The following is a 21420-nucleotide window of genomic DNA, read 5'->3' on the forward strand; positions in this document are numbered from 1 at the left end:
TATCTACCAATTTCCTCATTTGCAACCATGAAAAACAGTACTAAGTTACCAGGAAATACCCAAAAAAATTATTATTTCCTACCTATAGGTTCCTTAATTTTCTTGGTTACTGTGTTGTTATTGGGAGGTCGTGTTGTAGCTAATAATGCCGTTCTGCGTTCTATATTTTCTTGCCAAGGACAGGGCTTAGGGGGATTAATACCCACCATCAATGTTTCCTATCAGCAAGGAACAAACTTAAGTTTTATTCCCGCTGGAGAAGTAATTAAAAAAGTTTGGTTAAACGATCCATCGCAAGTAACTATAGATTTTGATGGCCCAGTATGTATGCAGTTTGGTGAAAAACCGAACACTACTACTGGAGATTGTAAAAACTCAGCAGCGAATGTAATTCAACTGAGGCGAATTCCCAAGCTAAATATTCCCGGACTTCCTAAAACTAGCAATACACTTTTAACAGTTGTTACCGAAGGGCAAGGTAGAAACAAACTGTATACTTTTCGAGTGTTATATGGTGAAAATGCTCCAGACTATCACACTCTAGCAATTTATCCCGATCCTCCTTCTGCTCAGCAACCATCTTGTGCGAGAAATTCACAGTAAGAATTGGGCATTAAGACTGCTGACTGTTAAGAACCAGTTGCTACCCTGCGGAAACGCTAAGAGCGAACAACGGGGGACGTTTCCGTTACTCCAGTGAATAATTATACCAATTTGAAAAAAGAATACAACAAATACATACTCCCAAACCCCTGTCCTGTCTGGCTTTCTTAATTTTGATCCCTCTCTGGGAGACGCTACGCGTAGCTTGCTTCTCCGTACGACTCCGCTCAGGGTTAAATTTTGAATGCGTGAATTTTGAATTGGTATTACCTTTCCCCTTTAACCGAAAAGTATTGCCTCATCTCCCCAATAAACCGTCGTCTTTACAAATATTCAGATAAAAACTAACCACAAATTACGAATTCGTGCAAATATAAAGAAAATATTAAAAAGTTACAAGCTCATGATCACTGCCAAGATGATGCAACAGCTCTGGGCTGTAATCGAGTCTACCCAGGTCAACACACTGCTCCACTTTGACGATGCGGCTTTAGTACAACTGCTCCTTCAGCAGTTAAAAGCTAAGCAAGGACTTGACGCTCAGGTAGATAGCACCCTCAATACCTATATCAAATCTAAACTGCCTCTAATTCGCGATACGGCTGAAGGTCGATTATCGTTGGGGCAAGGTGGCAATCATTAGGACGAAAAACTCAATGATTATTCACTGTCAAACATACGCTCACAGTTCAAATAGTGCATGAGAATGAACCACTGGCTAATAATTGCCCTGGTAGCTTATCTAATTGGAGCGGCAATTGAAGGGGTGAGTACAGCCAGTCAGCTCTCTGATTCTGCGCCAGAACTAGTTAAAAACACACAAACTCAGTCCTTGGAGTCTGATAATTCGCCTAATTTGAGTTGGCGACTTGTCGCTGTTATTGTCTTAGTAAGTATTTGTGGAGCTTTTTTCTGGCCTTGTCGCCTGTTTCACCGTTTAATTAAAGGGAAAGTTCATTCATAATCGCATTTGCAGAAAATCTGAGCTTGACTTTATTCATTTTCTAGCAAAGCGATCGCTTCTGTGGCAGTTTTTGAAATCATCACAACATCAACGTATCTAACAAGCCAGGAATCAAATCTTGTAGTTGATTATCTACAGGTTCATCGCCAGAATAAGCACATCCCCGGCAAAGAGTAAGTAGTGCAATAGGTTGTACTTTAACATGGTGGGTGCGTAGGGGTAGCTCGCCGCAGGCATCGCAGACTTATAACAAACTCATAATATTGATAATATCTATCCACCTCTGACTTTTTCTTGCGATAATTCCCAAGGGGACGGAAAGAGAAGGGGCACGGGGATGCAGGAAAATCAGGAGATGGGGAGATGGGGGAGTGTGGGGAGATGGAGGAGTGGGGTGAAATTATAAAAAAGCTTCTCATCCTTCCCACACCTCCCACACCTCCCACACCTCCCACACCTCCCTACCCCCCACTCAGCACTGAGTACGGTAAAAGAGGGATAGATGACACTAAAGCGGTTGATTTTGATTTTTATAATGACGCCAATGGCAGTTCTGTTGGCAGTTTTGTCTTTATTTGGTAGTTGGCAAGAACCTCAGTTTCAAAGCCGCTTAGAACTGTACCAAACCAATATCGCTCTGCAAGCCCAAGCTTGGCAATCAGAAGATAGCAGCGATGACAATCTTGAGGGGATTCGAGGCGCGATACTTGGCGAGCAACCCCTAGAAAGTGCTACAAAGCAGTATCAAGAAGCGCGTCAATCTGTTCAAACTAATTTGGACAAAGTTAACAATAAACTTGCACAATTGCGCTCTGAGTCTGAAATAACTCCCACGCCTCCTAAACCTCTACCAGATGTTTCTCCTAATACTAAAACTTCTGAACAAACACAGCAGCAACAGTTACAGAAGTCCTTTAAGGAATTACAAAAATTACTAGCTGAATTAGACCTGCGACTGGGAATTTTACAAGCACAGCAAGGACAGACGGATGCAGCCCTTAAAACTTGGAGTGAATTACAAAAGCGCCCAGATATCAATCCAGAATTTGGACAAACTGCTGCTGTATTAAGTGGATTGTGGAGTAATACTCCCCAGCTACTCCCCAATGCTCAACAACCAATTCAAAAGAATTTAGAAGGTTGGTTTCGCTCTACTGCTTTGGTTCGGCTATATCAACTCCAGCAGCGACAAGAAGCCCTATCAGAAGTTAAAGCTGCACAACAAGAAGCTGCTGCTGGTGCAGTCTTGAAGTTAGCAATTATTGGTACTATTCCCACTTTGGCAGCATTAATTGGTCTAATACTGCTGATTTTCTTGTTTGCTCAACGTTTACTCAAAGGAAAAGCCTCTTTATTAGGTCAAAATGCTGATTTAGCTTGGTCAACACCTTGGGATGTGGAAACGGTTTTACAGGTTTTTGTCGTGGGCTTTTTCTTCATGGGACAACTTTTTGTGCCCGCAGTAATATCGCTGCTCCCTATCCCGCGTCCTGTTACTGATGTGAGACTCCAGGCTTTTTCGGTTTTAGTTAGTTATATACTGGTAGCATCAGGAGCGTTACTAGTACTGTATTTCTCTATTAAACGCTTTTTTCCCCTACCGGAATTCTGGTTTCGCTTCCGTTTTCTAGATAAGTGGTTTTTGTGGGGACTGGGGGGTTATTGCGCTGCTTTACCCATAGTTGTAGTAGTATCTTTAATTAATCAACAACTCTGGCAAGGACAAGGTGGTAGCAATCCACTGTTGCAACTAGCCCTTGAAAGCCAAGATGGTGTAGCACTTAGCATGTTTTTCTTTACAGCGGCGATCGCTGCTCCATTTTTTGAAGAACTTCTATTTCGTGGCTTTTTGTTACCCTCCCTAACTCGTTATCTACCTGTGTGGGCATCAATTCTTGTCAGTAGTTTGTTATTTGCCGTCGCTCACCTGAGCCTATCAGAAATTCTACCACTCACAGCCTTGGGCATTGTATTGGGCGTAGTCTATACGCGATCGCGCAATCTCCTGGCTCCCATACTTCTCCACAGTCTCTGGAATAGTGGTACATTATTAAGTCTTTTTGTGCTTGGTAATAATTAATGCTAGTAATATACGGTTGCTAAAAATGGAAATATCTGATATCTCCATAGATAGCAACAATTTACTAGTTATAATTGGTTGTAAGCATAAATACTCGCTAAACGCCAAACAAAGGCAAAAGCAAATTAAATAATGCTCTGAATATAGACAACAAACTATCGAGCTAAGCATTTATTCTCATAGGGTAATTTTAGCCATTTTAGAGATTTTAATTGCCTTACAAAGTTATTTGTGTCTGTAATTAATTTGATTGCAAATCCAGTTTGCACTACTGCAAGTAGTGATTGATACCTAAAAATAAGTTAAAATCACGGTTTTGTAGTACCCACACAACCAATACTCGTTATTGCTGCGATCATAAAAAACTCCGGAAATAATACTGATGGATTTGTAAAAAGTGGTATTCATAGCAATTGTTGTTGATAACTGAGGTTTATTCTTCTCAAAATAAATCTTTTGTCAGAAAGTCTGCACAATTGCTGTACCAGGATTTGCAATCAAATCCACCAAAAGCCCTCAACGAGCTACAAATTTTTAGTCTATGTTGAAAGCGCCCCACAAGTGCCGCAGCATCCGCTATAAACTGTGTTTCCGAAGAGACATTTTATATCTCATCTTGCCAGCTTTCCCTCTAGAGTAGAAGCACGCTCTATTTTAGTTATCGATCTCGGCGGTTACTCGTAGTGAAAAAATTAAAAATATATTTGCTTAGCAAATATATTTACTCATTTTTATTACAATAAAGACTTTATTTTTATACCTCACTTATTAAGGAGCAGCACTCATATGGCAAATCTCAACCCCAGTCATCCTACTAAACAACTGTTAGCTGGTTACTGTGGGATTATCCTTGGAGGGTTTGGCGTTCATAAGTTTATTCTCGGATATGCCCCAGAAGGCCTGATCATGTTGGTGATTTCTGTAGTTGGGGGTTCTTTTACCTACGGCGTTGCTTTGTTGATTATGCAACTCGTAGGTTTAATTGAAGGCATGATCTACTTGAATAAGTCCCCCGAAGAATTTGTAGATACCTACTTTGTAAATAAACAGGGTTGGTTCTAGAAACTTATATTTCACACTTGGGTTACTGTGTGAAGTTATATATCTTGAGTGTATCTTTGATACAAATTTGTCAGTGCTTGCATTGGCAAATCTTTCTAGCGGAACGCTTAAGTGTTAATTTATCTTGTGAATTGTAGGACTTACGCACTGAAGCCTGAAACATAGATCCCCCCTAGCCCCCTTGAAAAAGGGGGAACCTCTAAGCCCCCTTTTTAAGGGAGTTGGGGGATCTGAGTGCGTAAGTCCTGAATTGGTTAAAATTTGACAAATTATGACTGTAAGAGATATGGAGATGCCAAGTAAGAATAATTACATTAAAATCGAGGATGTCATTTATAGTTGAGGAGTATCCCTCATAGTGTCTAATATCAACCCCAGTGATGCTAGTAGCAAAAAAATTGCAGCTGGCATCTGCGCTATCTTATTGGGAGCCTTAGGTGTTCACAAGTTTATTCTTGGTTACAGTACCGAAGGTGTGATTATGCTGCTTGCGACCTTACTCACATGTGGTATTGGTGGGGCAGTGATGGGGATTGTCGGTTTGGTTGAGGGTATCATCTACTTAACCAAGACTGATGAAGAATTCCTGAATGCTTACATGGTTCAGAAAAAAGGCTGGTTTTGATTGCCGTTTTAATTTAATGTGCATTGGTGTTTGAATTATCTCGTTATCCTTTGTCATACCACGGTAAATTATTTCGTTGGGGTTTACTAGGGTTTTCCTGTACACCCCTACTTGCTACTTATTTTTATCACCAAGGTTATAGAGTAGGATTCTTAGTTTGTCCAATACGGCATTTGACTGGAATTCCATGTCCAACTTGTGGCATGACTCGCTCCTTTATAGCTATTGCCCAAGGAAATTTGGCTCAAGCACTAGCAGAAAATTTATTCGGTCCACTTTTATTTGCTAGTTTTGGAATTGTGGCAGTTCATATTACATTGGAACTACTCACAAAACGTCGAATCATAGCATTTTATTGTCATCTATTAAAAGAAAGAAAGTTACAGATTATAGGGCTATTTATAGTTTTAACTTACTATATGCTCCGCTTGTATAAGCTATCACAGACTGGAGAAATGTATTTTTCTTTTATTAACTCACCTTTGGGCAAACTTTTTTTTTGAATAACTAGTAATTAAAGTTATTGCGTGTTTTGTAAAGCATCTGTATGTATAACTAAATATTTTTGCGAAAAAATTCTGACTTCTACTTTTATGCTAACTATCAAACGTAAACATCTAATCTGGATCTTCCTCTTGTTCTTGGGCTTTGGTTATTTCAGCGCCATGTCTAATTTGGAAATTCACAATTTTTGGAAAAGCCTTATTGTCCTCATGCCAATGCAGGTTGCAGCTATCATTTATGTGACTTATCTACGCTGGAGCCGTGATTGACGCTCAGCGCGGTACGATAAATTAATAAATTTAATATGGTTGACATTGAGTCGTAGTTCCATATTTCGCCTACGCTCGAATTAGAGGCGCCTTTAGTCCGGCGTTGAATTGTCGTAGCGAATCTAAACACTTGCCATGCAACTTGTTCCCAAAACTAAGGTAGACCGAGAATTTGCCCCAATCCTAGAGAAAATTATTCTAGATGTTGGAGGTATGAAGTGTGCTGGGTGTGTAAAGGCAGTAGAACGACAGCTAACCCAGCATCCAGGAGTTAAAAGTGCCTGTGTGAACCTGGCGACAGAGGTAGCAGTTGTAGAGTCAGAAGCAGGTACCGTAGATGCAGATGCACTGGCAAAGCAATTAACGACTGTTGGATTCCCAACTCAACCTCGAAAAGCTAGTGGTACAGTAACAGACGAGATACCTAACTTAGCAGACCCAGCAGAACGACAACGCCAACAAATGCGCTCTTCACTTAGGCAGTTGCTGATTGCTACACTGTTGCTGGTGTTGTCGGCAAGTGGACATTTTGGTAATATTGGTAGTTCGATATTGCCAGTATTGAATAACATCTGGTTCCACTGTGGACTGGCAACGATCGCCATATTAATTCCTGGCCGCCCGATTTTAGTAGATGGTTGGCTGGGGTGGCGGCGAAACGCACCTAACATGAACACGCTGGTGGGGTTGGGAACTCTGACAGCCTACATTGCTAGTTTAGTAGCGCTGCTTTTTCCCCAAATGGGTTGGGAGTGCTTTTTTGACGAACCAGTAATGATGCTGGGCTTTATTCTGTTAGGAAGGACATTAGAGCAACAAGCTAGAGGTCGTGCCGCCGCTGCATTTAGGCAATTGCTGGCGCTCCAGCCACTCCTAGCGCGATTGATTGCCAACCCAGAGAAAACAGGAGTCGGATCTTCTAGTGTAGAGATTCCCGCTGAACAAGTGCGAGTTGGAGAATGGTTACAGGTGCTGCCAGGTGATAAAATCCCCGTTGATGGTCAAGTGGTAGCTGGTCAAACAACAGTTGATGAGTCGATGTTGACTGGGGAAGCAGTACCAGTGAGCAAGCAGCCGGGAGATTTAGTGACAGCCGGGACGCTAAACCAATCAGGAGCGATCGCCATTCAAGCAACACGTGTCGGCAGTGATACAACTTTAGCTCAAATTGTTGCCCTAGTAGAAGCCGCCCAAACCCGCAAAGCCCCGGTACAAAAATTAGCAGATACAGTCGCAGGTTACTTTACCTACGGTGTATTGACAGCATCTGTATTGACATTTATCTTTTGGTACTTTTTTGGCACTCACATCTGGACTGATATCACCATGTCTGGCGGCATGGAAATGGCTCACCATTCCCCAATGAGTATAGACGCGATTAATCCCGTCTCTAGCCACTCCCCCCTATTAATTAGCTTAAAATTAGCGATCGCCGTAATGGTAGTCGCCTGTCCCTGTGCTTTGGGACTCGCTACACCAACAGCCATTCTTGTCGGTACTGCTATGGGCGCAGAACGGGGTCTATTAATCAAAGGCGGCGATGTTTTAGAAAAAGTACACCAGCTAAAGACTGTAGTTTTTGATAAAACCGGCACATTAACCACGGGTAATCCCGTCGTCACGGATTGCTTGTTAATTGAGGAACTAGAGACAGGGGACTGGGGACTAGGGACTGGAAATTCTCAATCCCTGATACAACTAGCCGCAGCCGTAGAAAGCGGTACTCACCATCCCCTAGCAAAAGCGATTCAGCAAGAAGCACAGCAGCAGGAATTATCGATTCCAAAGGCAGTAGACTTTCATACGGAACCAGGGCTAGGGGTATCAGCTGTAGTAGACGGTACAGTTGTCCTGTTGGGTAATTCCGACTGGTTGAGTTGGCATGGAATTGCCATGAACGCGACTGCACAGCAGGTAGCACAGGATTGGGCAACAGCTGGTAAGACAGTGGTTTTCGTAGCAGTTGGGGGAACTTTAACCGGACTGATTGCTGTTTGCGATCCTCTCAGACCAGATGCCAAAACCACCGTAGACAAATTACGTCACATGGGCTTACGGGTAATGGTGCTCAGTGGCGATCGCCTAGAAGCAGCCAACGCCATAGCCAAACAATTAGGATTAGATAGCGCTGACGTCATCGCAGGTGTCCCCCCGACAAAAAAAGCGGCCGCAATACAAGCCCTTCAGCAAGAGGGACTAGGGATTAGCGACTGGAGACTAGGAAAAATTCTTCCCAGTCCCCAGTCCCCAATCCCCAATCCCCAATCCTTTGTCGCAATGGTCGGCGATGGCATTAACGATGCTCCAGCTTTATCCCAAGCTGATGTCGGAATTGCTTTATACTCCGGAACAGATGTGGCGATGGAAACTGCTGAAATTGTACTAATGCGCGATCGCCTGAACGATGTTGTCGAATCTATTCAACTCAGTCGCGCCACCTTCAACAAAATCCGCCAGAATCTTTTCTGGGCTTTTGCATATAATACAGTTGGTATTCCTTTAGCAGCAGGTGTTTTGCTCCCTAGTCTCGGTTTTATTCTTAACCCATCCGGTGCTGCCGCGTTAATGGCTTTTAGCTCTGTTAGCGTTGTCACAAACTCCATATTATTACGGCGGTTGCCTCATCATCCGTAAAAGCTCATTTGGTATTGGACATTGGTCATTGGTTATTCACTAATGACTAATGACTAATGACTAATGACGAGTAGAACGGCCATGTTCTACTTTTTCAAGGTATTATGCAGTTTTAAAGCTGATTTAAATAGCCATCACAAACTACGGTGCGTGAGAATGGTAGGATACGATACTAAACAAATCTTGATTAATCAAAGTTCCACCGCTTTTAGCAATGATTTGTCAATGGCAGCAGAAATCAATGAAAACCATCTACTGATTATTGAAGACGATCAAGGTCGCAAGGAATTTTCTTTAGAGCAGCCTGTCTATTCTATTGGTAGAGACCGCGAATGTAATATTCGTTTAATGTCGCAGTTTGTCTCCCGCCGTCATGCCACATTAGTGAGATTGCCACGAGAGCATAATAGTCATAGCTACTATTATCGAATAGTAGACGGCGATGCCAAAGGAAAGCCTAGTTCCAACGGTTTGATGATTAATGGACGCAAGATGCCAGCCCACGATCTAAAAAATGAAGACGAGATCGTTTTTGGTCCTCAAGTGCGTGCCATTTATTACCTGTTAAGAAATAGTCAGCGTCTGGGGCAAACGGACTCTAGTGAGTACGACATTACATTAATAAACCCCGGCATGACCGAGGACTTAGAGGATTTAGGAGACTGAATTACAACAACTAAAGTCGAAAGCTCACCTATAAAACTTTGGGAAAAGCGTAAAGTTAAAGGGGGAATGGGAAGGGGAATCTAAAGAAAACCTTTCCCCTTTCCCCTTTCCCCTTGAACTCAAAAGTATTGAAATCAAAGCTATCCTGCAAGAATTTCAATCAAATGCCAATGACGGCTACTTTCGATCGCCTGCTTGATGAATTCAAACATTTGTCGGCAGTAATTATCTACTTGCAGTGGCAATTCTTCATTTTTAATCACAATACTCATCCGGGTTTCTGTTTCAGTACTTTTTGATTTGTCAATCAGTACTTCCACTGTGACTAATTTAGAAAAAGGAACATTACCAGGAAACTCACGAGCAATAATGTAATCGCTTGTCTGGTATTGAATATCCAACTGACAGTCCTGTAGAAGTTCTACAAGTAACGGCTGGAGATGGTCACTAGGAACAGAAACAAGAAATGAACAGGTATAGCGACCCATAATAGCCCCACGCCTTGCAACACTCCGTCCATCTTATAATACCGAAGCATGTGACATACTCCTACGCTGATTGCCAGCAATGCAGTGTAGGCTTCTCAACCAATCCGGCTATCGCTGTGGGTAGGCGATAAAGTTCACTTTTAAGTCTACGCAATGCCTTGAGGCAGACTATGACTTTCCTACCTTGTAACCTAAGCTTAAAATTTGATAAAAAACTTTAAAATGAGGCTTTGGCAGAGGTAAAAAATGAAAGTAGCAGTTACTGGCGCAACAGGATTTGTTGGTAGTCATTTGATACAACGACTCCACCAGGAAGGCCATAGAGTACTGGTGTTAACTCGGAACACGAGTTTTGCTCAAAAAGTTTTTCCATCTGGGGCTTTCCCTAATGTTGAAATTGTTGCTTATACACCGACTCAATCGGGTTCTTGGCAAAGTGCGATCGCCCTTTGTGATGCAGTAGTTAATTTGGCAGGAGAACCCATTGGTGAGGGACGTTGGACACCAGAACGCAAACAAGAAATCCTCAATAGTCGGAAGTTAGGCACACAAAAAATTGTGGAAGCGATAGTCAGTGCTAACCCTAAACCAACCGTGTTAGTGAACGCTTCGGCTATTGGCTACTACGGTACCAGCGAAACGGCTACCTTTGATGAAACAAGTTTATCTGGTAAAGATTTTCTCGCCCAAGTCTGCCAAACCTGGGAAGCAGAAGCTACAAAAGTAAAAGACGCTGGTGTGCGCTTAGTAATTCTGCGTTTGGGTATTGTTTTAGGCAATGGTGGTGCTTTGGCTAAAATGATTCCACCATTTAAACTTTTTGCTGGTGGCCCCATTGGCAGTGGTCGTCAGTGGTTCTCTTGGATTCACCTAGACGACTTAGTAAACCTGATTCTACAGGCTTTAACCAGACCAGAAATCGAAGGCGTATATAATGCCACAGCCCCCAACCCAGTGCGGATGGCAGATTTAAGTCATACTTTAGGAGAAGTGATGCATCGTCCTTCTTGGTTACCCGTTCCTGGTTTTGCGATCGAAGCCCTTTTAGGAGACGGGGCAATGGTAGTTTTAGAAGGTCAAAAAGTCCTGCCCAAGCGCACCGTAGAAACAGGCTTTGAGTACCGTTATGCTAACTTACAATCAGCACTAAAAGAAATTCTTAGATAGAGATGGGGAGATGGGAGTGGAGGAGTAGGGCAAAAGGGAAAAGGTTAAAGGGTAAAGCGATAAATTTAACCTTTCCCCCTTACCCCTTTTCCAATGCCCAATGCCCATTTCCTTAACTATTGACTGGAGAAAAACTTTTTGGAAGCCCAGCTGATAATACCGCTGAAAATGGCACCGCCCATGAGGATACCAATTGCTGGGTTAAATAGGGGTTGCCACAATTGATGCCACAAATCCAAACCCAGGTTTACTCCCGCAGCATCACCAATCGCTGCGATCGCTAACCAACCAAAGCCAAACAAAACCAAAAAAACATCTGCTACTAAAACCAGATTTAGCCAATTTAACAACTTATCTTTCATGATTGAAATGGGGCATGGGGCACTTGTACTGAGCGAACGCGAGTGCATCTCGTAGAGAAGTATGGGGCATTGGGCATTGAGAGTCTGGGGAGGTGAGGTGATGGGGAGATGGGGTGAAATTCTCTCCCTACCTCCCCATTCCCCAGTCCTCAGTCCCTACTCCCTACTCTTCAAACAGCCATTTTTTGACTTTGATCAAACTCTGCCAATCTGGTTTCCTGGTTAAACCGTCTTCAATACTATTTTTTATTTCATCTGCCCATTCTTGGTTGACAAAAATTAACTGTTGTGCGAAATCAATGTGTTCCCGTAAACCTTTTTGACCCGTTTCCAGCATTGCTAGGGCGAGATTGATTCTCGCCTGTGGGTCTTGTGGATTTAACTTGACTGCTTTATTTGCAGCTTTGTAAGCCAAGCTGGGTTTGTTATCGAGTAGATATAACCACGCCAAACAAATCCAAGCTGAACTAGTTCTGGGAGCGCGATCGCAAACTTCTTTAAACACAGGGATTAAAGAATCTACTGGTTCTCCAGCTTTATAACGTTCTAAACCTGTGTCAAACAGGGATTCAACTGTTTGAGTCATAATAAATTTAGTCAATAGTCATTAATCATTGGTCATTGGTCATTGGTCATTGGTCATTTGCTTTGGACAAAGGACAAATGACAACGGACAACTAACAAATGACTATATTACACCCCAAATGACTTACCGCAACCGCAAGTTTGGCTGGCGTTGGGGTTAGTAAATTGGAAGCCACCGCCAATCATTGCATCACTATAATCAAGCATTAAGCCATAGAGATATAATAGGCTCTTGCGATCGCAAACAATTCGGAAGCCGTCGTAATCGAAAACTTCATCCTGAGGGCCGATCTTACTGGCGTCTTCAAAGTCCATCATGTAAGACATCCCAGAGCAACCACCCTGACGTACTCCTACCCGCAAGCATAAGTCTTTGCCTTGCCTGTCCTGGAGAGATTTTACCTGGCGCAATGCGGCTTCGCTCAACAGAATTCCACGTTGTTGAGCCTGAGTTGCTTGTGTCATCTGCTTTTTCAACTCCTTAATTATTCCAAGCGTTACCCTGTGTAGGCTTGTTATGGCCTCTGGATTGCCCTTGGTGTTTTTGTATCCATTCTAGCGGCATAGACGTCGCTAAGTGCCAAATTGTAAACACTCCGTCAAAAGCGGCCAAAGATTTTTATTCTAGAATTGAGAGACTCACTGTATTTTATAGATTCGTTTTTTGGAGTTCAAGCCTTTTGGCAGCCACAGATGCAACCACCCTTGTGGTGCAGCCATGAAAATTTAGTCCGAGGCTAGCCATCCCCAAAAGTTTACTTCCTAAATTGCTTCTTTTGATTAAGTTACTCTATGACAAGTTTTAATCGCTCTACCAGTCGTCGGTTGAAGAAATTAACTCAAATTCCTTCTGTATGGGAGGGCGATCGTCGTCCGTTGTCATCACCAAGCCAACATTCAGACTCGGAGACCAAGGGAGAATGCATTCTTTGGGTAGATTACTCCCAAGGTATTGTCCGAGGTATGGATGTGGTAGCTTCAGATATCGGTCCAGAAGCAATAGTTCGCACTTTAATGCGAGCAATGGAACATCCCCATAGTCCGGCAAAACCCGCCAGACCCCAAAGAATTGTAGTCAAAGACCGCGAGATCCAATTTTACCTGCGAGGGGTGTTGCAAGATTTGGATATCGCCATTGACTACGCACCAGAATTACCTTTAATTGACGAATTATTTCGCGGTTTCGCTGATATCCTTGATAGCCAAACCCCCGACTTACCGCCACAGTATGCACAAATTTTGCGAGAGAAGGCATTTGCAATTTGGCAAGCAGCACCTTGGGAATTTTTGGAAGAACAGCAAATTTTATCAATAGAAATTAATAAGTGGGATGTTGGTACTCTCTACGCTTCCATTATGGGAATGCTGGGAATGGAGTATGGGATTTTATTTTATCGCTCAGAAGAGTCTCTCAAGCGGTTTCGGGCAGCAGTTTTAAGAGATGAAGAATCAAAAGAGCGTTTAGAAGAAGCTTTCCTCAAGCAAGATTGTCTGTTTCTCACTTTTGAGAGTGCTGACGAAACCGACGAAGATGAGGATGATATGGATGATTTGGCAGATTTACCACTTTCAGATATTGACCCCACTTTCGGTAATATCCACCCTTTAGAAGGACTGCGTTCTGTTTTATATGATGAGGAAGCACTGGTAATCTATGTTGCCATTGAAAGCTTGAGCCGCTTTCTTCGCGACCACCGACGCCAGCTGCATTCTGAACCCTTCCCCACCCTCAGCCGTCGCTATCGCATTTCTCCCCCACAGTCTGAAGAATCAACTAAATCTGTGGCTGTGACAGTTTCTACCATGCCGCAGTTAGCAGCAGAATTAGAGGAAATGGCTGGCTTTGGTGTTGAGGATGGAGAAATTGACAACCCTAGCTCTGCGACTTTTCGCTCATTACAAGATGACTTGATACCAGAAGATTCTTTCCTTAGTTTAGGTGTGGTCTCTTGGGAAATGTTGGAGTATCTGCGTAAAGGTGTCAACTACCATAAGGCTGGTGAAATCAAACAAGTGGGTGACGGTTTGCCGGTGATTTTAATTCAAACTTCCCGGCCTAAAGCTAAAACTGTAATTGAAAGAATTGAAGCAGCAGGGGGACTCAAAGCAATTTGCTTTAATCCAGGCGCTGACCCCTTTGATGACGATCGCTATGACCTCGGTTTATTGCAAACTCAAAATGGCGAATTGTTCCTCTTTGGTGAATTCTTAGATGAAGATCCAATTCATGTAGAAGCCCGCAAAAAATGGAATCAGCGGTGTAAAAATACTAAAGGCTACTGCGGTTTAATCATTGCCAAAGGACTCACTGGAGCTTCCCGTGGTAATCCCCAATTACGAGATATGATGGCTTTGTTTGAAGCGCGATCGCTCTCACCTAAAGATTTGGGCATTGGCACTCTCCAACTCATGCCCCAACTTAAATTTGAATAGTTGCATTTATGGCCGTAATCCTCAATCAGCTGTCCTACATTTAGGGAACCCCAAAAAATAAATTATTCTAATTTCTGGACTCAACACAACTGTTTTCTCCCCTGCCCTCTGATCCCTGCCCCCCTGCCCACACAACGATGAAATATTTTTTTACTTGGAAGTCCCTTAACGCAGCACATTTTTTTGTGTTCGCTGTTGACTGTTGAGAATTGACAGTTAACCGTCACCGGTCAACGAAGCTCATGAGTAACTGTGCAATAGAGTTCTTGCAGAAGTGTAGCTGCAATACTGCTCGCTTTGTGCATTTTTAACTCTGAATTAGCTTTGGGGTAAAGGTTAAAGGGAAAAGGATTGAAGAAGGCAGCTCTGCCTTTCTTGATAAAGAAAAAGAGTCTTCCCTTTCTCCCTTAACCGTTTGCCCTTCCTTTAGCCTTTCCCACTCTTCAATTAGCGCGTATCTCAGGATGCAGGACTTTGCAATCCCCACTTGGGGCAATTTGCACTCAGAAGCCTAATTTATAAGTTTCTATTCCCCCACTTCTGTAGATATGGGATTAATTGTGCCTCTATCCACTCGCAAAACTGAAAGTTACCCTTTAGCAGATTACTTTTTGTGTCTAGACCAAAAACCAACCCCACCAATAATTAAAGGTTGACTTTACGCAAATTTCATGAAGTATCGATATTCCCAAATTTCCCAATACTTTATTTTATATGTTTTTTAATATAATTTTTCAGATTTTAATCAATACTATTTATAAATTGCCTTTTAATTAAACCTCGGTGATGCACTTCAATATCGAAATCTTTTTTTTAACAACTTTTTCAGCTTAGCATCTTGTTATATATCGCTATTATTAAGCAAAAGCTCAAGATTATATATTTTACTTTGTAAGTTTTTTATAAAGGTTGAAAAAATAGGCTTTTTTGTCTAAATAAAGATTATTTGAAGTACGTATATTCTCGCTATAATGAACACAATACCTAAAAAAATGAAATATATAATCATTGTTGACAAGTATAAGTACTTCTAAATAATGATTGAATTTCAGATATTTTTTGGAAATCATTTTTATTTTAGTTGAACTATGAGCAAAAATTTAACTTGTGAATATGTAAGACGATAATTCTCTCAAAACAATTTCTATTACCTTTAGATAGATGAAGACAATGAAAACAAAAATAATTTGTTGATATGGCAGCAAATTATATCGCTAGAGGGAAGAGAAAAAATATCCAAAAATTCATCGTATCTTTACGGGGAGTTAACGTAAAAGTATGAAACAAAACTAAAATATTATTAGAGGCAACACTCAAGTAACATCACTTTTTTGGGTTGATTAATCTGTGTAATATTACAGTTAATGTTGTTAAAATTTATCAGCAAATCTTGGATATTTACACCGCAGCTTTTTTGACTGCAAAATTGAGAGAACAAATGAATCAGTTCAATAAACAAAAACCAAAACTTATAAGGCTTGAAGTAAATCTTAGCTGATTGGTTACAGTAATGCGTGTAGATGGGCGTTTGGTCTAGAGCGATCGCTTATTTACCTGCTTTTGAGTAAGTGTTCACTAGTTATATATACCATTCCAACCTGGCTCAGGGTCAGTATTTAGGTACGAAAATGATTCTCAAGCTGGATTTTCAAATGTTATACCAGATGTTCTCTCCAAGAAAGTTGGGTAAACTTGGCTAAAACATAAGCTAAAATGCTTTCCCTGGAAAATATTTTTGGAAATCTTGATTGAGTCAAGAGTAGATATCTCAAATTCATTGAGAAAACTTAATTGTCAGGGTTTACTCATGCTGTTACTGAGGTTATTATTTTCAAAAGCAAGTATGTGCTTTTTATGCTGTCACAATGGTAACAAAAAGTGTAGTGTTTTGATTTTTTTAGAAAATGATGAATACTTTGACAAAACGACCAATCTTAATATTAATGGTATTACTTGTTTCATGACACAAACTCTGATAATCTTATCGTTTTCCTCTTTAGTTAGACCTTTTTCGATAATGTAAATATACAGCAAATAGCATGATAATGACAAATAAAAAATGGGCCGTAAAACGTATAACTGTCAACCTCGCAACACAGGAAGCGGAAAAACTAGAAAAATATTGTCAACAAACAGGTAGACCCGCAACTGATGTCATTCGTGAACTGATTAGAAGTTTGCCTATGTCTGACGAGGGCAAAGATGGAAATAAGTAAGAAGATGCTTTTACGACTTACCTGATAACTGCTTTGCCACCAAAAAAATAACTGTGATACTTTTTTGAGTCCGCTGCAATGGACAAGAGTTTGTCTAATCGATACAGACGCGTTTTTCTCGCGTCTGGTCATTTGCTAGGACTAAAAGGAGTAATCAAAGACGTTTTAGTATTGACATTGCCTAGCCTTAATATGCTGGTGAGTTGATATTAAGTAGCAAATTCCGACGCCAACCCAGTTACAATCTGTAAAGAAACTGAAAAGGAACGACGGAATGCGTGTTGCAATTGTAGGTGCGGGACTGGCTGGGCTAGCAACCGCAGTTGATCTAGCTGATGCTGGTTGTGAAGTACAGATTTTTGAGTCTCGTCCGTTTGTGGGTGGTAAAGTTGGCAGCTGGGTTGATGGAGATGGCAACCATCTAGAAATGGGGTTGCATGTATTTTTTGGGTGCTACTACCAATTATTTGACTTGATGAAGAAAGTGGGGGTGTTAGAAAACTTACGCCTCAAAGAACATACCCACACTTTTATTAACAAAGGAGGCAGAACTGGTGCTTTAGATTTTCGGTTTATTACAGGTGCGCCTTTTAATGGATTAAAAGCATTTTTTACTACTTCTCAATTATCATTGCAGGATAAATTGCAAAATGCGATCGCCTTGGGTACTAGTCCGATAGTTCGCGGCTTAGTGGACTTTAACGGGGCGATGAAAAGCATCCGCAATTTAGATAAAATCAGTTTTGCCGACTGGTTCCGCAGCCACGGTGGCAGTAATGGTAGCATCAAACGGATGTGGAACCCCATCGCCTACGCACTGGGATTTATTGATTGCGAAAACATTTCTGCCCGTTGTATGTTAACAATATTCCAGTTCTTTGCAGCCAGAACTGAAGCTTCAGTCATGCGAATGCTGGAAGGTTCTCCCTATGAGTATTTACACAAGCCGATTCTGGAATATCTGGAAGCTAAAGGCACTAAAGTTTACACCCGTCGCCAAGTGCGGGAAATTCAATTTACAGAAACAGACGAACAAACCCGCGTTACAGGCATAACAGTTGCCCAAGGTGATACAGTAGAAACTATTACTGCTGACGCTTATGTTTTTGCCTGTGATGTTCCAGGTATTCAGCGAATCTTACCCCAAGAATGGCGTAAGTGGTCAGAATTTGACAACATTTATAAACTTGATGCAGTGCCAGTGGCAACAGTGCAATTACGCTTCGATGGGTGGGTGACAGAACTCAACGATGGAGAACAGCGTAAACAGCTAAATCAAGCTGCTGGAATAGATAATTTACTTTATACAGCTGATGCAGACTTTTCTTGTTTTGCCGATTTAGCGTTGACTAGCCCTGCCGATTATTATCGCCCAGGACAGGGATCTTTATTACAACTAGTGCTGACGCCCGGAGATCCCTTTATTGCACAAAGTAATGAAGCGATCGCTCAACATGTCCTCAAGCAACTCCACGAACTGTTTCCCTCATCGCGCGAGTTAAATATGACTTGGTACAGCGTGGTAAAACTTGCTCAGTCTCTCTACCGAGAAGCACCAGGAATGGATGTTTATCGTCCCAACCAAAAAACACCAGTGCATAATTTCTTCCTTGCAGGAAGTTATACACAGCAAGACTACATAGACAGCATGGAAGGGGCTACCATTTCTGGACGGCGTGCAGCAAAAGTGATTTTGGAGAGTTTGAAAAATTGACATAGACACCCAGTGGTTTTTGTCAAAGAGTAGACGCCAAGGAAGAAAAAATAATGTCAGATTGGTTAGAACATACTGTGCAAATAGAAGTAGAAGCTCCCATAGATTTAGTATGGAGCCTCTGGTCTGATTTGGAACAAATGCCTCGATGGATGAAGTGGATTGATTCAGTCAAGATTCCGCCAGATAATCCGGATATATCCCTTTGGAAATTGAGTAGTAACGGTCTAGAATTTACTTGGAAATCCCGAATTCTGAAAGTAATTCCCAACCAAATTATTCAATGGGAATCAGTTGATGGTTTGCCGAATCAGGGAGCGATTCGCTTTTACGATCGCCACAGTAATACAATCGTCAAAATGACCATTTCCTATGCTATCCCCGGTATTATTGGCAAAATTATGGATAACTTGTTTTTGGGGCGGATAGTTGAATCAACAATCAAAGCTGATTTGGAAAGGTTTAGACAATACGCCCTGAGTATTAAATCTAGTTAGCTGAAACTAGGTTCTGTTAACAGAAAGTTTCATTAAATTAAATCCAAAACTATGCAGCATTATAAATTGCTGGTTCTGGAAGTAAATCACCTGTAGCTTCGTAAGCAATAATCAAAGACTCTAAAGCTTCAATTCCATTTGCTACTGCTGATTCGTAAGTATCCCCATGAGTCCGCCAGCGTTGTCCTTGGAAATCAGGAAATCCTACCAAGAAGCAATTATCTTCTTCAGACCATTGAATAAGCATTTGGTATTTAAGCTTACTCAGCTTGTTTGTTCACTTCTACTTCTTTATCTGACTTTCTGCACTTATACCAATTCTCTGTCAACTTGCACTGAATAATTAATGTAAGTTATCTCTTGTGTCCTACCCTGCGGGAAGCCGCTCCGCGTCTATGCGTCCTTTGCGGTTCGTTTAAAAAATGGGCGTTGCTGAATCAAGGGATGATTCTTGTGGGGTGGGCATCCTGCCCGCCCGGAAATATAAGGGACGGGCAAGATGCCCATCCCACAAAACTAGTAAAATCATTCCGCAATTATGTAACGCCAAAGAATATTAGGTGCATCTTCATGGAGAGTTGGTATTAGAGAGTTAAAAACTACCAACTTGGATCGCTAAACAAATTAATGGTTAATTCTTCGCGTGGTGGTATCGCACTGATACAGGCGCGGATGTTTTCTCCATCTTCTAATTCCACGGTACAAGCGTAACAAGACCCCATCAGACAACCGGTGGGAATAAATACTCCAGCCCGATCTGCTACATCTAAAAGGGCTTCTCCGACTTCGGCGTCTACGGTAACATCATCTGGTAAAAAGCGGACACGAACAATCATCAATCTTACGGTTTTGATTTGGAATTGATTCGTAAGGGTTGTTATTTGTCCTTTGTAAAGACAAATGACAAATAACCATCTTAACGAAAAAATGTGCAATCTCTTCTATGCAACTCATACCAATTTGAAAAATGATTGTGGGTGATAGATTCGCTACACTCTGATTCACCAACACTATTCCCAATCCAAAATTCAGAATCCAAACTGGTATTAGCTTAAGACAAAAACGGAGTTAAGTCTAAATGGTTTTCGACTTCAGTAGCTAGGGAATCTAAAATCTGCTCTCTTTGTTCTCGGTAGTTAGCAACACCAGTGGGCAAAGATTTTAAACCTCGTTGTTGGCGGAGTCGATTTAACCAAGCCCGTCGCCAAGGGCCGTTGTCAAAAATTCCGTGGAGGTAAGTACCCCAGACTGACTGACAACTATCCACTAACCCTAAGTTAACATCGTCAAATAGGGCATGGAAAGATTGGCTATCTATTCCTTGCTGTTCAATGCGCGATCGCCCCTGGTGGATCTCAAAGCCATTAACTGGCAAGCCCAATTGTGGATAATTCGAGCTAACTTGCCGCTGGCGGGCAATTTTCTGTCCTGTAATTACAGTTCTGATTGGTAAAAGATTTAACCCTTGATATCTACCTGCTTGTCCTTCTATTCCTTCTGGGTCGGCTATGATTTGTCCGAGCATTTGATACCCACCGCAGATGCCTAAAACTGTTCCCCCAGAAGCAGCATAATGTTGAATCGCTTCTGCCATGCCGCTTTTTTGCAGCAGTAGTAAATCAGCAATTGTGGTCTTTGTACCTGGAATAATTACTGCATCTGGATGTCCTAAATCTTGCTTAGGGCTGATGAATTTTACTGAAACTGTGCTTTCGGATTCTAGTGGATCGAAATCAGTGAAGTTGGCAATTCTGGGTAAACGAATAACGGCAATATTGAGGTCAGTATGGGCTTTGTTTGATTGACGTTCTAGCAGGTCAAGGGAGTCTTCCGCTGGAAATACTTCTTGTAAGTAGGGTATAACGCCAACAACGGGAATACCTGTGCGTTCTTCCAACCATTTTATTCCTGGTTCTAGCAGCGATCGCTGTCCTCGGAACTTGTTAATTACTACACCTTTAATTAAAGCGCGTTCATCGGGTTCCAATAATTCTAGAGTGCCTACTACATGGGCAAAAGCGCCGCCCCGATCGATATCAACTACTAGTAAAGTTGGCGCATTCAAATATTTTGCTACGCGCATATTCGTTAAGTCGCGGTGCTTGAGGTTAATCTCAGCGGGACTACCCGCACCTTCACAAACTAGCAAGTCAAATTCTGTTCCTAAATGCTGTAGCGATTCTTCAATTGTCCGCCACCCCAGTTCAAAATATTGCTCGTAGTAATCTGCGGCACCCACTTTGCCCACAGGTCTACCTTTAATAATTACTTGCGAAGTCATATCCCCTTGGGGTTTAAGTAAAATTGGATTCATTTCTACCCAAGGTACGACTCCCGCAGCCCAAGCTTGTACTGCTTGGGCGTAGCCAATTTCTCCACCACTGGCAGTGACATAAGCATTTAAAGCCATATTCTGACCTTTAAAGGGAGCCACTCGCCAACCACGCCGCGATAAAATTCGACAAATAGCTGTAGTTAAGAGTGATTTCCCCGCGTGGGATGTTGTCCCCACTACCATAATTGATTTCATAGTCACTATTCAGCTTTTTAA

The 21420-nt window shown here is 41.9% G+C and carries 21 protein-coding genes; 14 read left to right on the forward strand and 7 right to left on the reverse strand.

Annotated elements, in window-relative coordinates; translation table 11 throughout:
* Positions 1-27 precede the first annotated feature (27 nt).
* The 9 genes from ACM0OY_RS09140 (at position 28) to ACM0OY_RS09180 (ending at position 9407) form a co-directional block, all read left to right on the forward strand.
* Positions 28-603, forward strand: coding sequence for a hypothetical protein (locus ACM0OY_RS09140; protein ID WP_414568549.1), 576 nt, complete (start codon positions 28-30; stop codon positions 601-603).
* A 403-nt stretch (positions 604-1006) separates the two neighbouring features.
* The gene (locus tag ACM0OY_RS09145) at positions 1007-1246 is read left to right on the forward strand and encodes a hypothetical protein (protein ID WP_414568550.1); all 240 of its coding nucleotides are present in this window, start codon (positions 1007-1009) and stop codon (positions 1244-1246) included.
* Between the two features lie 63 nt (positions 1247-1309).
* On the forward strand, positions 1310-1567 hold the full coding sequence (locus ACM0OY_RS09150) for a hypothetical protein (protein WP_414568551.1): 258 nt from the start codon (positions 1310-1312) through the stop codon (positions 1565-1567).
* Between the two features lie 502 nt (positions 1568-2069).
* Positions 2070-3647: a type II CAAX prenyl endopeptidase Rce1 family protein gene (locus ACM0OY_RS09155; protein ID WP_414568552.1), complete on the forward strand. Its 1578-nt coding sequence runs from the start codon at positions 2070-2072 to the stop codon at positions 3645-3647.
* A gap of 786 nt (positions 3648-4433) precedes the next feature.
* A complete protein-coding gene (locus ACM0OY_RS09160) occupies positions 4434-4709 on the forward strand; it encodes a TM2 domain-containing protein (RefSeq protein ID WP_414568553.1) in 276 nt (91 codons plus the stop codon).
* 358 nt (positions 4710-5067) lie between these two features.
* Positions 5068-5334, forward strand: a complete 267-nt coding sequence (locus ACM0OY_RS09165; RefSeq protein WP_414568554.1) for a TM2 domain-containing protein — start codon at positions 5068-5070, stop codon at positions 5332-5334.
* Positions 5335-5360: 26 nt separating this feature from the next.
* On the forward strand, positions 5361-5837 hold the full coding sequence (locus tag ACM0OY_RS09170) for a DUF2752 domain-containing protein (protein ID WP_414568555.1): 477 nt from the start codon (positions 5361-5363) through the stop codon (positions 5835-5837).
* A 405-nt stretch (positions 5838-6242) separates the two neighbouring features.
* A complete protein-coding gene (locus tag ACM0OY_RS09175) occupies positions 6243-8741 on the forward strand; it encodes a heavy metal translocating P-type ATPase (RefSeq protein ID WP_414568556.1) in 2499 nt (832 codons plus the stop codon).
* Between the two features lie 156 nt (positions 8742-8897).
* Positions 8898-9407: an FHA domain-containing protein gene (locus tag ACM0OY_RS09180; protein ID WP_414568599.1), complete on the forward strand. Its 510-nt coding sequence runs from the start codon at positions 8898-8900 to the stop codon at positions 9405-9407.
* Between the two features lie 140 nt (positions 9408-9547).
* Here ACM0OY_RS09180 and ACM0OY_RS09185 read toward each other — a convergent pair whose 3' ends face one another.
* On the reverse strand, positions 9548-9895 hold the full coding sequence (locus ACM0OY_RS09185; RefSeq protein WP_414568557.1) for a hypothetical protein: 348 nt from the start codon (positions 9893-9895) through the stop codon (positions 9548-9550).
* A gap of 246 nt (positions 9896-10141) precedes the next feature.
* On the opposite strand from ACM0OY_RS09185, the gene ACM0OY_RS09190 reads away from it, so the two are divergent.
* Positions 10142-11062 carry a TIGR01777 family oxidoreductase gene (locus ACM0OY_RS09190; protein ID WP_414568558.1) on the forward strand — a complete coding sequence of 307 codons (921 nt, stop codon included), beginning with the start codon at positions 10142-10144 and terminating at the stop codon, positions 11060-11062.
* Positions 11063-11178: 116 nt separating this feature from the next.
* Here the strand turns inward: ACM0OY_RS09190 and ACM0OY_RS09195 are convergent, their stop codons facing one another.
* From ACM0OY_RS09195 to ACM0OY_RS09205, 3 genes are all read right to left on the reverse strand, one after another.
* Positions 11179-11424, reverse strand: a complete 246-nt coding sequence (locus ACM0OY_RS09195) for a hypothetical protein (RefSeq protein ID WP_414568559.1) — start codon at positions 11422-11424, stop codon at positions 11179-11181.
* Positions 11425-11587: 163 nt separating this feature from the next.
* The gene (locus ACM0OY_RS09200) at positions 11588-12010 is read right to left on the reverse strand and encodes a tetratricopeptide repeat protein (RefSeq protein WP_414568560.1); all 423 of its coding nucleotides are present in this window, start codon (positions 12008-12010) and stop codon (positions 11588-11590) included.
* Between the two features lie 107 nt (positions 12011-12117).
* The gene (locus tag ACM0OY_RS09205) at positions 12118-12474 is read right to left on the reverse strand and encodes an iron-sulfur cluster assembly accessory protein (protein ID WP_414568561.1); all 357 of its coding nucleotides are present in this window, start codon (positions 12472-12474) and stop codon (positions 12118-12120) included.
* Between the two features lie 327 nt (positions 12475-12801).
* Between ACM0OY_RS09205 and ACM0OY_RS09210 the strand changes: the two genes are divergently transcribed.
* The 4 genes from ACM0OY_RS09210 to ACM0OY_RS09225 all read left to right on the forward strand — a co-directional run bounded on the left by ACM0OY_RS09210 (position 12802) and on the right by ACM0OY_RS09225 (position 18869).
* Positions 12802-14442 carry a DUF6930 domain-containing protein gene (locus tag ACM0OY_RS09210; protein ID WP_414568562.1) on the forward strand — a complete coding sequence of 547 codons (1641 nt, stop codon included), beginning with the start codon at positions 12802-12804 and terminating at the stop codon, positions 14440-14442.
* A gap of 2039 nt (positions 14443-16481) precedes the next feature.
* Positions 16482-16658: a CopG family transcriptional regulator gene (locus tag ACM0OY_RS09215; RefSeq protein WP_414568563.1), complete on the forward strand. Its 177-nt coding sequence runs from the start codon at positions 16482-16484 to the stop codon at positions 16656-16658.
* 274 nt (positions 16659-16932) lie between these two features.
* Entirely contained in the window at positions 16933-18372 is a 1440-nt protein-coding gene (gene zds, locus ACM0OY_RS09220) for a 9,9'-di-cis-zeta-carotene desaturase (RefSeq protein ID WP_414568564.1), read from the forward strand.
* Between the two features lie 53 nt (positions 18373-18425).
* Positions 18426-18869, forward strand: coding sequence for an SRPBCC family protein (locus ACM0OY_RS09225; RefSeq protein WP_414568565.1), 444 nt, complete (start codon positions 18426-18428; stop codon positions 18867-18869).
* Positions 18870-18918: 49 nt separating this feature from the next.
* Here ACM0OY_RS09225 and ACM0OY_RS09230 read toward each other — a convergent pair whose 3' ends face one another.
* From ACM0OY_RS09230 to cobQ, 3 genes are all read right to left on the reverse strand, one after another.
* The gene (locus tag ACM0OY_RS09230; RefSeq protein ID WP_414568600.1) at positions 18919-19137 is read right to left on the reverse strand and encodes a type II toxin-antitoxin system HicB family antitoxin; all 219 of its coding nucleotides are present in this window, start codon (positions 19135-19137) and stop codon (positions 18919-18921) included.
* 331 nt (positions 19138-19468) lie between these two features.
* Entirely contained in the window at positions 19469-19705 is a 237-nt protein-coding gene (locus ACM0OY_RS09235) for a 2Fe-2S iron-sulfur cluster-binding protein (protein WP_414568566.1), read from the reverse strand.
* Positions 19706-19920: 215 nt separating this feature from the next.
* Positions 19921-21399, reverse strand: coding sequence for a cobyric acid synthase CobQ (cobQ, locus tag ACM0OY_RS09240; RefSeq protein ID WP_414568567.1), 1479 nt, complete (start codon positions 21397-21399; stop codon positions 19921-19923).
* Positions 21400-21420 lie beyond the last annotated feature (21 nt).

It is taken from the genome of Nostoc sp. CCY 9925 (assembly GCF_963920935.1).
Taxonomy (GTDB): Bacteria; Cyanobacteriota; Cyanobacteriia; order Cyanobacteriales; family Nostocaceae; genus Nostoc.

Coding starts and splice junctions, on each gene's coding strand:
- ACM0OY_RS09145 (WP_414568550.1), top strand. CDS start 1,007: ATGATCACTGCCAAGATGATGCAACAGCTCTGGGCTGTAATCGAGTCT.
- ACM0OY_RS09140 (WP_414568549.1), top strand. CDS start 28: ATGAAAAACAGTACTAAGTTACCAGGAAATACCCAAAAAAATTATTAT.
- ACM0OY_RS09155 (WP_414568552.1), top strand. CDS start 2,070: ATGACACTAAAGCGGTTGATTTTGATTTTTATAATGACGCCAATGGCA.
- ACM0OY_RS09215 (WP_414568563.1), top strand. CDS start 16,482: ATGATAATGACAAATAAAAAATGGGCCGTAAAACGTATAACTGTCAAC.
- ACM0OY_RS09150 (WP_414568551.1), top strand. CDS start 1,310: ATGAACCACTGGCTAATAATTGCCCTGGTAGCTTATCTAATTGGAGCG.
- ACM0OY_RS09225 (WP_414568565.1), top strand. CDS start 18,426: ATGTCAGATTGGTTAGAACATACTGTGCAAATAGAAGTAGAAGCTCCC.
- ACM0OY_RS09180 (WP_414568599.1), top strand. CDS start 8,898: ATGGTAGGATACGATACTAAACAAATCTTGATTAATCAAAGTTCCACC.
- ACM0OY_RS09160 (WP_414568553.1), top strand. CDS start 4,434: ATGGCAAATCTCAACCCCAGTCATCCTACTAAACAACTGTTAGCTGGT.
- ACM0OY_RS09235 (WP_414568566.1), bottom strand. CDS start 19,705: ATGATTGTTCGTGTCCGCTTTTTACCAGATGATGTTACCGTAGACGCC.
- ACM0OY_RS09175 (WP_414568556.1), top strand. CDS start 6,243: ATGCAACTTGTTCCCAAAACTAAGGTAGACCGAGAATTTGCCCCAATC.
- ACM0OY_RS09205 (WP_414568561.1), bottom strand. CDS start 12,474: ATGACACAAGCAACTCAGGCTCAACAACGTGGAATTCTGTTGAGCGAA.
- cobQ (WP_414568567.1), bottom strand. CDS start 21,399: ATGAAATCAATTATGGTAGTGGGGACAACATCCCACGCGGGGAAATCA.
- ACM0OY_RS09200 (WP_414568560.1), bottom strand. CDS start 12,010: ATGACTCAAACAGTTGAATCCCTGTTTGACACAGGTTTAGAACGTTAT.
- ACM0OY_RS09185 (WP_414568557.1), bottom strand. CDS start 9,895: ATGGGTCGCTATACCTGTTCATTTCTTGTTTCTGTTCCTAGTGACCAT.
- ACM0OY_RS09210 (WP_414568562.1), top strand. CDS start 12,802: ATGACAAGTTTTAATCGCTCTACCAGTCGTCGGTTGAAGAAATTAACT.
- zds (WP_414568564.1), top strand. CDS start 16,933: ATGCGTGTTGCAATTGTAGGTGCGGGACTGGCTGGGCTAGCAACCGCA.
- ACM0OY_RS09195 (WP_414568559.1), bottom strand. CDS start 11,424: ATGAAAGATAAGTTGTTAAATTGGCTAAATCTGGTTTTAGTAGCAGAT.
- ACM0OY_RS09190 (WP_414568558.1), top strand. CDS start 10,142: ATGAAAGTAGCAGTTACTGGCGCAACAGGATTTGTTGGTAGTCATTTG.